Origin of the sequence: Dyadobacter sp. CY261, from assembly GCF_021440085.1 — a bacterium.
In the GTDB taxonomy this organism is placed as follows: Bacteria; Bacteroidota; Bacteroidia; order Cytophagales; family Spirosomataceae; genus Dyadobacter.
This window is the reverse complement of the sequence record NZ_JAKCPW010000039.1, coordinates 1-15,303: the sequence shown is the minus strand read 5'-3', so window position 1 is coordinate 15,303 and position 15,303 is coordinate 1. Positions and strand designations below refer to the sequence as shown.

Sequence of the window (15,303 nt, the reverse complement as noted above, 5' to 3'; positions counted from 1 at the left end):
ATAGCAGGGGTCCAGGGGGTTTCCCCATGGCCAGCCCGCCGGGGAGTCGCATTTTGCGACGTACCGGCGATAGCTGGCTGTGGCGAAAACCACCGCTCATGTTCGTAACCGTTTGCAAGTGTTTGCAATCGTCCTAAGAAAATCGGGATTATTTGAAAGTGTTTGAATCCGTTCGAAAGCAGCAGAACCTGTGCGCTTTTGTTCGAGAATTCGCAAGAAAACACACTTTTACTGGCTGCCGAGCGGTACCATTACACGCTTCCCCTGGGAATCATAGAGGTAGTGCTTGCCGATTTGGACTTCACCCTTTTTAGGCAGTGGAACTAGCTGCAGGTACAACGCGCCATCTTGCTCGATGATCTTTCCATGCTGGATGATCAGCCTGTAAGCGGGGGCGTTTGGGTACTGCTCCAAAATCCTTTGCTGCTGCACATACTGCTGTCCATGGCGTATTAAAACATAAAACAAGACTGATACGACTATGCTGGCAATGGAATAGGGACCGCTTACACCTAAACCGTAGAACAGTGCCTGCGCCCGGTCCTGAAACTGCAAGTGCTGTTTTCTGCCTTTTAGCTCCGAAGCTGCACGGTCGATGGCGGCAATGGATTTGCCGACCCTATTTTCCAGGCTTTGGAAATGCTCCTGGGTTTCGGTCAAAAATAGGGCTGACCAGTCATCAATCTCATGACCATATTTGGCTGCATACTTGCCCCTGGTCTGGGTAAGGCGGTTTGGCTCGACATTATTCATCGCTGAAATTCTCTTTAAGTTCCTTTTTCAGTCTGAGCCTTGCGCCCGGTGGGTAGTCTCTCAGCGCGTAACCATTCCGGATACCGTCGAGTATCTGCCCGCCCAAAAGCGATGCAGGCTCAAAGTCGCCAAAACGCCTCAGGTCAAGCGATAGCGCAAAGCAGTTGTCTTCAAGCTCGCGGGACAAACCTGGAAACTGGGCAAAGCCAAAAAGGTTCTGCCAGATCACAATTTCAAATTTTGATCCTAATGCTGCTCTCATCTTTTCCAGAAACTGAATACTGGCCAGGTACGCCCCGCCGCCACCGATGATGATGTGGAATATAGCCTTAATGCCCAGCTCGTCACACCATTCCTTTAAATCGATATCGCGGGTGATTAAAGCGGGTAACTGTTCACTTTCTGGCGCTCCGAAGTCCATAAACACTTTATCAAAGGGGCTATCTGCTAGGCTTTCCACATAGCCGATGAAAAGGTCCCGCATCAACCTTTCGCGGTTGTCAAGCAGGGAGAAGGCCTCGAAGCGGTCCTGGCCCAAAAAGGCCAGTTGCCTCGATGATGTCTTTGTCGAGCTGTCAAGGTCAACAAAAAGGGAAGTGCTGCCCGCTTGGGAAAGCGCCCTCAGGTAGGTATGCAGGCTTTTGCCTACGCCGCCTTTGGCCTGGACGATAAAATGCAGTTCACGTTTCATTTTTCTTAGCGAATTTTGATTCGAATTTGAATTGGTCTTGTAGCTTGATTTGATCCGGATCGGTTACTTTAAAAGCGCTGGATTGATTGTTTTCAGCGCCTGGGGATTGATCCGGCTTCGGTTTTTCCACGGGCCTGGTAGTACTCGCGGTTTTCTTGCTCTTGAAGTAAAACCGGCAGTAACGCACATCTTCGGCTGTGATAAGTCCCGGCCTTCCTAGTTTGGAGCTGATCAGAGCGGCGATCCTTGCCCGCGTTAGCCTGGCAAGTAGCTCGCCTGGAAAAAGCTCAAATAACGCCTCCCTGCGTTTTCGGTCCTTCTGCTCGAAGAGCTCGATCAGAAGTTTCTCATCGATCAGCATCGGAGGCAGCAGTTGTTCCGGTAAGCACTATACGACTACCTAGTTGCGGGTGAAAGGAAGGATCGTAGCTCAGGTAGCCGTAGCTAACCAGCTCCCGCAAACACTTATGGTAGGTCGCCCCGGATTTGATCCTGGAAAAGCCCATCAGTTTCCTGCGGCTGGCGTGAAACGGGATCTTTTGGATTCCGTTACCGTAGTAAAGCAGCGCGGTGTAAAGGCTGATGTGATAAGGGTTCAGCCGGACGTCGGATTTGACGGCTTCAAGTACCGCCATGTCCATGGCGGTGCTTGCATGACTGAGCCTTTTCATCGCCCCGAGCCGTTTTGGGTGAGCATGGCAGCGATGTCGCGCTGACTGTAAAAGAAGCATCCACCGACCTTAGTAAACCGAAGATGTCCCTGGATGCGAAGGTTCTGCAAAGTGCCTGGTGAAATGCTCAGCATTTTCCTTACCTGCGCGCTTCTGAGCCAGGTGCCCTCCGAGGGCTTTTGCTGTGAAAGGATTGATTTGAGCTCTGCAACGATTTCATTTTTCAGGTTTTGCAGATCCTCCCTGGTGATCATCTCTACATTCATTTTTCTGCAACTTTATTGTGAAACATTCCGGATAAAGGCTGCCGGCTGCTTGCAAAAATGAACTCGGGGAGGCTGGTTCCAATGACCAAACTTAGCAGCTGGTCATCACTTACCCGGCTTTGAACCGGTCAGCACGATTGCAAATAGCTGCAAATCCTTAGGCACGTCGATGGCTTTGCTCGTCTTTTCTTTCTGGACGGGAAAATAGTTGCGGGCCGTCTCAATCGGAATTGGCTTGCGGTCATGCGTGAAATATTTGCTGACGAGCTTATACCATGCACTCTGTCCCTGAAAGTTCAAGAGCCTTCGCTCGTCATAGAGGACTAGATCTTGCAGTTGATGGATGAGATGAACGAAGGTTGGGAGGTGTTTGTCGCGAATATCGATTTTGGTGCTCGGTTCGAATTGCCGGAGAGCCTGGAGTTGATATTCAAGCTCGGTGATCTGCTGTTTGAGGCGGAGGATTTCTTTGTTATTTTCTGCAATGACCATCTCCAAAGTTTGTGAGGAGTTCCACTTGTTGACTGAATCGAGAAACCGGTGGAATGCTTTCAGATGTTCAATTTGCGCTTTCGCACGCAGCGCTTTTTTGGAGAACGGGTCTACGAGCTTCAATTGTGCTATCCGCGTTGAAACTACATCAGACACGTAACTGTGAAAATCTTTCTCAGCGCCTGACGCATTTTGAAGGTAGTGCCGAAGATGGAAATTGTAAAAGTCAGAGAAATCGTCTTTTCTCAGCTTGTAAAGCTTTAAAAAGAAATGATTGTCGTGGAAAGAGCTCCTGATCAACGGCGTGCCGATTTCGAACTTGTGCGGTCTGAAATTCCACGGATCACGGATTTTAAAATAGGAGTGTAGCATGGTCTTTTAACCATAAGTTACATGTCGCTATGGAAAAATGCAAATAGTATTGGTGGTAAGGTCTATTAGTCCGGTAGGATGGCACTTTGCCATCTTACAAGCTTAGTAGCTTATGAAGATAACAGATTGATTTTGCGGTCGTTAAAATGTAATATGATTGATTAAAAGACCTTTAAATGTAATATCAAATAGTCTTTGGTTCAATAGTCGTTGACAGACTAGCCTTTATATGTAATTTTCGGTTGTCAAATAGATTTTAGAATTGGCACCGCAACCGGGTTCGCCATAGGTGTTTGAAAGAAGTTACAAGTGGTTGTGGGTTATGCCTATATCTCGAATGCGAAGTCGCGGTTAGATAGCGCAAATTCTCAGGATCAAACGTTCTGAATGTTGCTCAAAGTCGCAAGAAGTGTCCAATCGACATATCCGTTTTGAATAAGCGCTGTTGATTCTGGGAAGCGGCCATACCCGAAAGTTTTTGGATTTGATTCTAGGCGTGATTTTTTTAGAAGAAAGTCCCGAACTAAATGCTAATTCAAGAACTGTTTAAGGGTAGAATCGGCGTTTATTCACGAGTCTTCCCTTAAACAGTTCTTGAATTAGCATCTAACTAGATCGCCTAACTGAATTGTAGTTCAATCGAATCCTCTAAGTATAAATCAAGAAATTCCGAGAATGTATCCGCAATTTTTTTATATTTTTCACCACAAAGGATATATACTTCGTTTTTTGGTGATTTTTTCGAGCCGAGTCTTATTGCATATACAAATAAATTGAAACTATAATTGGCAAAAACATACAGATCGACTACTTCTTCGATACCTAACAATTTATGGTAATTGGGTACTCCTTTCCAATTTATGAGTTCATTTTTAACCTGCTTTATCTTATTAACCGGATAGAACTCGTAAAGGTCATCGGTATACTCGCCACCAGTACCATTAAGTTGTTTAAAATATTCTTCTAGATCATCAGGTATATACAAATTATTTTCAAATTTGAAACCCTCCAGTTCTTCTGTCGTAGGCGTAGTATTTTTATTAATACTCTCAAGTTCCCACTTCTCTTTAACTTTTTTTAATTGAATCATGATTCTATTGAAACAATGCAAGTGCCTTATTTAACATGTTTAGCCTTTGAGTTTGAACAATAATGGCTGTTTCCGTTGCCTTCGCGGCTGGCGCTCCTCCTGTTGAATTTAAAATTCTAACTGTCAATTCTTTATACGTAAGTAGTGCTCGTCTTGATACAGTTGCAGCGCCTTCCGATTTAAAAAATGTATTCATTTCAGGGGAAAATGTTTTAGTAAGGGTTTGCAGTTCTTTAAATCCAAGCTGTCTTATAGTAGACAAATACCTGTAATCTTGAATTAAAGTTCTTGCTATGCCAAAAGCTGGGAGAATCTTACCGGCAATATACATGCTTTCGAAGAAATAATTTGGTTGGACCGCCCCTTCGGCCAAGGGTTTCCCTGTCTTTGGACTAAGATAAACACCATTTTTTATGTTGGCTCGCCCGGTTTTTGGACCTGGGCCATCCACACGTGCATCCCAATTATCAGGGTCATTTAGATAGTTTCTGAAATTTTCACTGTAGTTGTTGTATTTAATGTAGCCTCCTAATGCACCAGTTGCACTTCCGATTAGGCCGCCGAATAGCGCCCCTTTGCCTATGTCCCCTCCGCTAAGTCCTGCAAATCCTATCCCAGAAATAGCCCCGCCGACAGCTCCACTGGCAGCATACGCCCCAACTGTTGCACCCGCACCCGTTGCTAACGATGGTGTAGCACCAGCAAACATACCTAAGACAGCCTCAGAAGCCCCGCTAGTAAACGCCCCAATAGCTGCCCCCCCTGCGATGTAGCCAAACATACCCCAGCCGTGAGCTCCCTTGGCTTTACCAATTTGCCAGCCAGAAAATCCCCCAATCGCTGCACCAATGACAAAGTTCCAAAAATGTCCGTCAGGGTCCGTATATATCAACGGATTATTCATCGCATAGGTATAACGATTGAAACTTTGAGTCATAAACGGCTCTTGCACATAGTTATCTGGACTTAACATACGCCCAACAGCCGGATCATAAAGACGCCCATTCATGTTAATCAGCCCGAATTTATCTAGATGTTCATGACCGGTATAACCGCGGATTAGCCAGGCGTTCATGGTGGTGGCTGTTGTTGGAAGCAGTTGCCAGGTTGCCGGATTTCTCCTTCTTCCCCATGCATCAAAAGACTGTTCTTCTTTGATTGTACCTAAGCCGTTAGTGGTAACCAGGATGCTACCAAGATGATCAGTATAGGTGTAGTAAGCTGTGTGCGCCGTACCGATACTCTCAATAATTGCGACAAGTCCCGCCGGGCCTGCAATATATTGTAGATAGCGGGTGGTAGTTCCAGTAATGTCTTTTTCAAACCCACCTGAGAAATAAAACCGGGTATTTTGAACAGTGGTATTGAGTTTGAGCTCACTTTTGATGCGGTTATAGTCAGCACCATAAGTGTATTTGAGTATAAAATTGTTCTCTTTTACCGAGTCTGGCTGGTTAAATGCGGTGTAGGTAATATTTTGATCACGTACAGGAATGACGCCTGTCGGGTTGTCAAAACCGGTTACTGCATTTAATCTGGGATTGTCGTAATGATATCCCCCTAAATCTTTTTTAGAACTAATATTTCCGTTTGCGGCGTAGGTTGCAGTAAAGGCTGTGCCCGTACCTACTTTCGCACTAGTGAGACGATCAAGTTCGTCGTAGAGAAAAGTTTCTGTCCTATTAACCGAAGACCGTGCGTCCCTTCTGCTTGTCAGGTTCCCCTTTTGATAATCCCAAACCAGCTGATAATCCTGCACTGCGGCAGTTGTGTAGGCTGTTACAAATCCGTTGGTATAAGAAATGGTTGATGACTTCCCATTTCCTTTGCCGTAACCGGTTACTTGCCCCTGCCCATTGATGCTTGATGTTGTGTACAGCGTTGTACCAGCCCCAGAAATGGTATTCAGATAACCGTTCGATGTGTAGCTATTTGAAATAACCAGTCCTGAGGGATAAGTGGTAGTCAAAACGTCACCGTAAACATTATAAGTGTAATTTGTTACGTGGGAAACATTATCTATTGTCTCAGTTACCTTCTGCAAAAGGCCCCGGTTGTTATACTCGTACAACGTATTATTGTTGGTGGCAAATCCCGTAATTTTTTTGACCTTACCTTTCGAAGTACCGCTGGTAGTTTCATTGTAATACTCGGTAGTCGTTGTACCCTCTGTGCCAGAACCGCCGACCCGGGTCGTTATTCGACCTAACACATCATAATTCAGGGTGTAAGCGCCTCCTTTGGGGTTTGTTTGTCCGACCAGTTCTCCAAATGCATTGTATGTATATGAAGTCGTGCCTGCATTAACATCGAATAGCTTTGTTTGTTGACCGTATTCATCATACTCGCTTGTTGTAGTAGAAACGCCTTCATTCTTAACTTCTTTTAGGCCGCCGTGGCTGAAATAAGTATAGCTTAACGTTCCCCCGGAGTCGTTCGCCTCAGTTACAAGTCCAGCAACGTCAGTTGTTTTATACGATTTTCCTGATGGAGTAGTAGTTGTTACCGTTACACTCCCTGCTGTGTAAGAATAACCAAAAGTAGTGGTGCCTAAGGCGCCATTATTTACACTACTGGGCCTATTAAAATTATCAAAACTGTTGATGTTTATTATATATGGCTCATTAGTCTTGTGTGGCTGTTCCTGGCTATATATGTTCCCTTTCGCGTCATAAACCGTATTTGCTTCAATTGTACCATTGTCAAAGGCCTTTGTTTCGGTACGCACTTGCCTACCCAGTGCGTCAAACCATTGCGTTGATGCTGCCCTCCCAGATTGCGAATACGTAGTTGCCAGTTTCCAGACCTTGCTCCCCGATATATCCCATGACAAAGTATTTGTCTCAACATAATCTGAATTGACTGTTGTTGTCTTAACTCTACCAAACCCATCATAGGTATGCGTTGTCGAAAGGCCATCTATCCCTGTTAAGCTGGTCGGTTTACCCCATTTGGGATCGTATATTGCAGTCGATTCCTGTGAGAGTGCGTCAATCGTTTTTTCCGGATATCTACCCTTTGAATCAAAAGTAGCCGAATTTGTGCGCGAAGTTAGTCCCATTGCGCTTGTAGTAGTAGTTTCGATATTTCCAAGAGTGTTATAAGTATGACTGGTAGTTACAGCCTTGGACTTACCCGAAAAATCTACTTTTGAAGTGAGCTGGCCTTGAGGATTGTAGCTTAACGTAGTTGTTGCCGTGTAAGGAGATTGTCCGACTCTAGTCTTTGTCACAGTTACGGATGTAGGCTTGTTCAGGATAGTACCTGGATAGGCTCCGTAGATGGTGCTTGTAGCGACTGTTTCTACTGGCGACACCATGTTACTTGATGTGATGTTGCCGTTTGCTTCATCATAAACATTGGTTGTTGTGATTATAGCTCCCTCCAACGCTTTGTTTTCTGAAATGCCTGTTGTTTTTACCCAGAAACGTTTGGAGGCTGGCGAGACTACCACATTGGTTAAAGTGACCTCATTGATAAGAGAGTTATTGGAAGATAGGTAGGTAGATGTTTTTTTGGGAATTGTTGTATAGAAAGTCGTATTGAACTCGTTCTCAGAAATAGTTTTAATGCCCATCGCCACGTCAGTGACAGTTGTCTTTGTAAAGCCTAAAAACCCCCGACCTGTGCGATGAAATCGCGCGCCTTCATAACTATACTGTGTAGTAAAATTACCTCCCAACCCATTTTGGCTTCTGACTTCAAAAACCAGGTTAAGGCTTGGTTGGATGACGTTGAAAGGATATATTGAAGTGCCATTTCCTTTGGAATAGAAGGTGCCGCCAGTCGTTAGATTTTTATATTCCCATTCGGTTGTATGGTTAAGTCCATTTAAAACCTTTTGGATCAGGTTATCCTTGCCATCCTTATTGAAATATCTGTATGAGAGGGTGCTTCCTCCTGAAGACACCAGATCCGTGCGCCCGTCGCCATTTAGGTCGGCGGGTGTAAGGCCAATGTAGGTTGTTTCCTCTGGAACTATATTATTAACCAGGTTGTGCTCAGTGTGGACGAGATCATCGAAACTCAATTGCTTTTGTTTGAACGAGTCTCCTGTACTATAATACAGTTCCCTTGATGAATAGTTATGTACCTCATTCCCATCTGTAACTGGGATGGTCTTCTGTCTGAGCCCTGAGTAATAAAAATCGGATTTTCCGTCTCCATTATAATCGCCGACCAAAATTTCGTTTCCATAAAAACCCGGATTGTTATCGAGATTGCTAGGCCAGGGTGAGAAAAAGCTAACGGTGACTGTATTGAAAGTCACTCCGTTGGAGCTTCCTTTTTTCACACTTGCAAAATCCGTTGAAGCACTGATAACATCAATCTTTCCGTCCCCGTTAAAATCCCCCAAATACAAATTATCTTGTTTGAGTGGGAAGTTGCCGGAATAGATCCTGGTAGCGACGCCACCGTTAAAGGTAAAAATCTCGCAGGTAGTGGCGCCTACTAGCATTAAATCACTTTTACCGTCCCCGTTAAAATCAAGAACCCTTATTTTTGCATTTACCCAATCTGTCAAAGCAATGGATGATGGCACGGGATTCGTTATTGTAGTTGATGTGCCGTTAGCGATAAAGTCGGAATGCATCACTGGCGTATAAACGTTGGAAGAATTGCCAAGAATGGTGATAAATTCGGACACCCCATCCCCATTGAAATCGCCTGGGAAAAAGTAATTACCATTGGCATTTATTCTACCTCCAATTGATCTTGATTGGGCGGTGAAAGCCGATCCGGAACTGGTGTTTTTATAGAGTTTTATATTATTTAGAGACCAGTTGCTCCCAGATGCTACAATCGCCACATTCAATGCAATTACATCGTCCAAGCCATCACCGTTCCAGTCACCTTGCAATAGATTGCTGCTATTAGGAATATCATATTTATATCTTCCCATGCTTACGGTATAACCGGCGTCAAGAGTGGTAGCGGACAGTAACGAATAAGACCCATTCGCCTGATTTCTTTTGTATATCTTAAAATTCGAAAAATAACGGATGCCATCGGTCACGGTAAAAGTCCCTGAGAAAATATCCTGAACACCATCACCATCATAATCACCGGAGAAAGCTTCAATATTAGCACCACTAGGGATGGTGCTTGTCGAGGTCTGTTCCTCCACTGGTACATTCCCATATTTAAAAAGAGTGGAATTCAGCAATGAGCCGTCAGCACCTGCTTCCTGAATAGATTTCAAGTATGAGTTTACTTTGTCATTGCCATAACCGAGTTGGTATGTTTTGATTGTTACGCCTTCTGCTTTCACGGTAATCTTGTCAAGCAAGTATTTGCTTACAATAGAAGAGCCTGCTTCATACACCGTACGAATATCAGAAAAGGTACCGGGCGCTACTTCCTGCCTGATTTTATATGCAAACTCTATTTTATTATACGGTATTATTGACCCAGCTGTGTTCCCAGTATATCTTATTTCGCTAATTCGCGGATCCCGATCCGTATTGTTATAAACAAGCTCGATGTAATTCCCATCAGGATTTTGGATTTTGTTTAGACGCCAGGCCATTACAGTATTTCCTGCCTCGCTTGTAAAACGAGAGTCTGTTGTATTACCGAATTCCAGGATAGTCCCATCCTTGATAATTAATTTAAAATACAATGGGCCATTACCCTGCGCTCCGTAGGCAGTTACGGTGGAAAACGTTTCATTTTCGGAGCCATAGGTCGAGTTGGCTATGCCATATGTTCCCGTCTTTAAGATAAGTCTTGCGCCGTCGATTGCGAAACGATCATTTAGAGAAAGCTCAACTGGCGAAGCCGCCCCATCATGATACAAATTCCTTGGTACTCTTGTAATTGCAGATAGACCAGACAAGCTCCAACCCACACCTGCGATGCTACTAGGAGATTGGGTATTATATTCTAGCGCCACTGACGGAACGGTTCCATTGGTTCCTGGCGGAACAGGAATTGGAATAGAATAAGCCGCACCTCCTGTTGAGGTCACACTTCCTCCCCCTGCCGTGGCACCTACCGGGAGAGTTGTTACTATTGATCTATTGAAAGTTGTGCTATCATACAAAGATGTATAAGTAATGTTTTGAGAGCTCGCAATTGTTGAGACAACGGCCATTAAGGCAAGCAGCAAAATTTTCTTCATCCTCTTATCTGTATTTAGAAGGAATATTAAGTTTAAAAATTTGATGAAAACAGGATCATCTTAGACGATAGACGACTTAGTTCAGGAGTATTCTGTCCATGTCATACCATGGAAGAGCATAACGCGAAGTAATAATGGTGGAGAAAATCGAAAGCACTTTGTTGCGATCAAAATGCTTACACATTAATATGTTGGTGAGTTTGAAGGCTAACACAACTTATATATTAGGGACGCACTATATAGATATCAATTATAACTTGACCACCTTCCGGGTGTATTTATCGCCATTGACTGTGACAACTTCAAGAACGTATTCACCGGCTGAAAGATTAGTAAGATTTACACGGCTTCCGGTCCCATTGTCTTTCACTACCCGGCCGTTGATATCGACCAATTTCCATTTGTTTACCTTGGTTGGAACATCCAGCTTGATTTCGAAATATTCAGTCGAAGGATTCGGATATATTAAGATTGAAGGCGTTCTGTCGAACTCCACAGATACAACCCGCGAAAGTCTTTCTTCTACTTTCCCGGCAGAACCTCCAGCCTTGGCAAAATCAACTTGCTTTAAGCGGTAGTAAATCTTTCCGGGCATAAGCTTCGAATCTGTCAAAACATAAGACACGCCCGAATTGGAATCCCCATCACCCTCCATTCTGACTTGTCCGGATCCGATTTCCTCGAAATTGCGGCCATTGTAGCTTCTCTCAACGACAAACTGGTTATGTCTGTTTTCTGGAGCTGTTTTCCAGCCGATGTCTACCTTTTCTCCCGCAAGTTTGGCATTGAAAGCCGCCAAACCCATCGAAAGCGGTGCCTCATTGAGCAGGATTCTCAAGGCAGGGTCGCCTTGAAGCAGTACCTGGTGGACGTTTGCACGGTCAGGATCGTAAGGCGACAGCAGGGTATCTGCGGGATTGTAAGTGTATTCTTTTGCAAGTTTGACCTGCAAAGCAACGTCTTTCAAAATTTGCCCAATTGTTCCACGTTCACTATCAGATCTGGAAAAGATTTTGGGGTACAATAGGTCTAGATACTCGTTTGATGTCATCGCGTAACTGTCCCAGGTATTTCCAAAAACGACTATTGCTCCTTTGCCAGGCGCGATAAGCCAGTCAAGTGAAAGCGGCCGGGAAGCACTTGTATTCGGGGCGCTACCAAAAAGGTCGCTGAAAACATTGTTTACCCCACATCCGTTGTAAAACAAGACGGGATAGTTGATTGTGTTATTATAACCTTTGGCGGGGTCTGTGACGTAGCCCGGGTTCAAGTCCGTATTGTAAGGCGCGCCGTGACCAAAATAGCTGATCATGCCTAGTCCCGTTCCGTTTAGCTCGGTCGAAATGTTTAGCTGCTCGACTTGGTTGCCTGTCAGCGTTTTAATTTTAGGAATAACAGTCCCATTGAAAGGGGAGCTGGTGACAGAATCTGAGATGGCTGAAAGGTATCCGGAGAACTGCTCGATTTCCCAATTGGTTTTTCCACCGCTGATATGCATCACATTCTTTCGCCATGCAATATTTGTTTGCGCTTCGTAATCCTTTACCTTTTGCAAATAACCATTTACTTCGGCATCAGTCAGTGCCGAGATACGGCCTACCGGAATAGCAGGTACGTCGTCTGGCGTGCCCGTTAGCCCGTCGACAAGCAACAGGTCAGATCCGGGAAAACCTGCGGTAGGCACTTCCCCTGGCATCTCTTTTACCATTTTGCCAGGCCGGGTAACCGACTTGCCAATTAGTAACAGGTATTTGGATTTGTTGCCATCGGAAATCATATGGTCGACGAATCTTCTGATCGCAACTGGGCTAGGTTCTCCGTAGTTAAACTGATTGTATAAGTCTTTGATCGTGACAACCAATGGCGTGTACTTTTGGCCAGGAGAATCATTTTGACGATAGGTCGCAAAAGCCTGGGCGGAAGCGACTAAATTATCGGCGGTAACAATCAAATAGTTATATGACGCTGGATTAAATTCCTGAAATGTTACTGTGGAAATGTTTGTGGCCAAGACATTGATGTTTTGCGTGCTGCTCGTAACCAGCAATTTCAATGGGCTACCGTTTCGCGTTACCATCAGGTTGGTCGCAGCACCTTGAATTATCCGAGGGCTATCGGCGTCAGATATATCATAAAACAACGGACTGGCAGGTGGATTTAAAATAGGTATTCTTGACTTTAAGCCAGCCGATGCAGCGGAAAAGTTAAATTCGTTGGTATTGTTGACATCAATCGTTTGAGGGTATGAGATTGTGTAATAAGTCACAGAAAAATAGGATGAAGGAACCACACTCTGGAAACCGAATGTGCCACCATTTGCATCATAGTCCAGTGCCGGGTCCAAATGAAAATTAACCTCAAGCGGGTCGAAATCAGATGTGTTTACAATAGTAACATTTCTCAGTGTAGATGTCGTTTTTCCAACCTTAATCTGAACCTCTGCATTACCATAGCGTCCACTTAAAAGCATTTTGACCTTTGGTACAGAACCTGTTAGTACATTTTTTGGCGCGAAACTAAAAGAGGAAGCTACCGTACCGGTTACTACTGGTGATGCCGGATTAGTTGTATAAACCGGACTCGACGGACCCTCTACAATCGGAATCTTTGTGCCGGTACCTGTTTTTCCACCTTCATAATAGCTATTCATTGAGGGCCGATAGGAGTAATAGTTTGCATGGGTATATTCGGTTTGAAAAGTCTTTAACTCGACCCTGTTATGAAATAGAGATGCTGCAACGCCATTATCGACCGGTGTATTTTCAACGGCTGCACGTAACCCATTGTCATCCCCAACAACAAGGAAATAAGCGCTTTGGCTTGAAAATAGACTGAAATGGGGATTTACGCGCGAGCTGGAAGGGCGATACAATAAGGAATCCGAAACACCGTCGTTAGTCACCGCATAGAAGAGAATCTCGATGTTATCGGCTTTGAGTAATCTCACCTGGGAACCACGATGCCATAACTGCAGTTTTGACTTGTCCGCGGATTGAACCGCAGCAGGCAACGAGGAAATTGCGATCCGGTGAACGCCATTTGTTGTCACACCAATCCTCACCCACGTCTTTCCGTATTTGCCGGCAAGCCATTCATTACCATTTACCCCGCTCCATTTCTGGGAATACACTTTGGGAGCGCCAAAGCAACAAATCAGTAAAAGCACACTGAAAAGAGAAGTAAAGCTTTTTAGTCTCATATACTTAAAATTTATACTTATTTCACCTGCAACTAAAGTTTTCATTAAGCCAGTAATCTGCTGCAATGCAGGGTTCAGCAGGGGCATCTTCTATTCTTTCGCGACTTTTTTAACCGTAACTGAGCCACTGTGGTTAACTACACGGACTGTATATACGCCGGTGGGCAATAAAGTCATATCGATTCCCTCAGAAGGCAAACTTTTTGTTTCCTGCACCAGTCTTCCGGCAGTATCCCAAACCTGTACATCTATGATGCCATTTTGGTCGCCCACTATGCCTTTGATCCAAAGCCTCCCTTTTACCGGATTGGGGTAAAAAACAATTAGGGAGCCAAAATCCAGGCTCTGGATCCTACTATAAGTAAAAGTCCTATCCTGATCTATCATTTTCAATCGATAAAGGTTTTCACCGTCCAAGGGGGCAAAATCAGTAAAGGAATAATCCGTGTCGGATGCCTTATCGCCGCTTGCTTGAACGGACCCAATTTCGATCCATTGTTTACCATCATCACTACGTTGGATATCGAAATGGTCTGAATTCGTTTCGGAGGCTGTTCGCCACTTTAGGAGGGCCAAGGGATGGTTTTCATTCAAGGTTGACTTTTCGGCCGTGAAATGGCTGAGTGTGACCGGAAGCGACCCCGCTTTTTTTCTGACGATGCGGCTGCCTGCCGCATCGTATTCTATGGCGATTGCGGTCTCCTGTGCGTAAGACACATGGCACGCCATGCACAATATTGCAAAAAGGTAGTATTGTTTCATTAATTATTGGGTTTGTGAAAAATCTTTTTACTGAACCGGGTCTGTACAAGTTTGTATCCATTGCGAAGGTCACATGCCCAAGAATCTTCTGCGGGTAATAGCTATCACAGGCTCATGTAATGCCTACACTATCCTGGCTGGATTGTTGCGAGAAACGAGGTGTTCAATCATTCTGCTCACCTTACAGGACTAAAAATGATTGAAATGGAAACTCAATCATGATTCCTTAGGAAGCCTAAATCTTAATAAGGCGATCCGCACCTAGGTTTTGTTGCACCACTGATGGGATTTTGTGCGGGAGATACAAATGGCAGATCGGAGTAAGGAGCTAATACTTGTGGGCTGGGGAAAGAAGAAAAAATACTGCATATACTGATAAAGGGATGAGTAAGTTAACTCAGGTTGAGATGAATACTAGCTTTGTAAGTGTAAGTATCCGAACAACTACTTTGATAAACAAGCGAGTTATGTCGCATTTTCGACCAATTAATTCTACTTATCGATGAAAGTTAGAATATCATAGACGAAGGAAAAAGCAGATGCTATCCCTCAGCTTTGGGAAAAGTGAATTCAGTTTCAGCTTTATCTAGTTTAGGCTAATCTACCTTTGGCCGGATGCTAGGCATGTCAGTATGGAGCATCTACTCCGTTTTACAATTCGGTCGTGGCCGTTGCACAACTAGTGCAATAATCAGTAAGTCCTTTGAATGAGTCAGGTGGTTGTGGTGAAGAGATTTTACTATTTTACCAATAACTTAGAGGATATGTCCAATTTTAGAAGACTTAGTGAGAAACAAAATCAATTGTACAAATTCATTGATGAACTGCTATGGGAAAAGTGGGATCCCATTGGCATAAATGACACACCCGAAGCCAGAGATGA

At 44.4% G+C, this 15,303-nt stretch carries 10 protein-coding genes; all 10 read right to left on the bottom strand.

Annotated features, from left to right (window positions below; all coding sequences use genetic code 11):
- Positions 1-228: 228 nt before the first annotated feature.
- Positions 229-753: a hypothetical protein gene (locus LZD49_RS34810; RefSeq protein ID WP_234673182.1), complete on the bottom strand. Its 525-nt coding sequence runs from the start codon at positions 751-753 to the stop codon at positions 229-231.
- On the bottom strand, positions 746-1,444 hold the full coding sequence (locus tag LZD49_RS34805; protein ID WP_234673180.1) for a hypothetical protein: 699 nt from the start codon (positions 1,442-1,444) through the stop codon (positions 746-748). The genes LZD49_RS34810 and LZD49_RS34805 overlap by 8 nt, the downstream gene beginning before the upstream one ends.
- Entirely contained in the window at positions 1,434-1,805 is a 372-nt protein-coding gene (locus LZD49_RS34800; protein ID WP_234673178.1) for a hypothetical protein, read from the bottom strand. The genes LZD49_RS34805 and LZD49_RS34800 overlap by 11 nt, the downstream gene beginning before the upstream one ends.
- Entirely contained in the window at positions 1,792-2,115 is a 324-nt protein-coding gene (locus tag LZD49_RS34795) for a hypothetical protein (RefSeq protein WP_234673176.1), read from the bottom strand. Before LZD49_RS34795 ends, LZD49_RS34800 begins: the two co-directional genes overlap by 14 nt.
- Positions 2,112-2,381 carry a helix-turn-helix domain-containing protein gene (locus tag LZD49_RS34790; RefSeq protein ID WP_234673173.1) on the bottom strand — a complete coding sequence of 90 codons (270 nt, stop codon included), beginning with the start codon at positions 2,379-2,381 and terminating at the stop codon, positions 2,112-2,114. Before LZD49_RS34790 ends, LZD49_RS34795 begins: the two co-directional genes overlap by 4 nt.
- Before the next feature lie 105 nt (positions 2,382-2,486).
- Complete coding sequence (locus LZD49_RS34785) at positions 2,487-3,245, bottom strand: hypothetical protein (protein ID WP_234673171.1); 759 nt, start codon at positions 3,243-3,245, stop codon at positions 2,487-2,489.
- A gap of 619 nt (positions 3,246-3,864) precedes the next feature.
- Positions 3,865-4,335, bottom strand: a complete 471-nt coding sequence (locus tag LZD49_RS34780) for an SMI1/KNR4 family protein (RefSeq protein ID WP_234673169.1) — start codon at positions 4,333-4,335, stop codon at positions 3,865-3,867.
- A 4-nt stretch (positions 4,336-4,339) separates the two neighbouring features.
- Positions 4,340-10,459, bottom strand: coding sequence for an FG-GAP-like repeat-containing protein (locus LZD49_RS34775; RefSeq protein ID WP_234673167.1), 6,120 nt, complete (start codon positions 10,457-10,459; stop codon positions 4,340-4,342).
- Between the two features lie 250 nt (positions 10,460-10,709).
- Entirely contained in the window at positions 10,710-13,658 is a 2,949-nt protein-coding gene (locus tag LZD49_RS34770; protein WP_234673165.1) for a C25 family cysteine peptidase, read from the bottom strand.
- A gap of 90 nt (positions 13,659-13,748) precedes the next feature.
- Complete coding sequence (locus LZD49_RS34765) at positions 13,749-14,420, bottom strand: T9SS type A sorting domain-containing protein (protein WP_234673163.1); 672 nt, start codon at positions 14,418-14,420, stop codon at positions 13,749-13,751.
- Positions 14,421-15,303 lie beyond the last annotated feature (883 nt).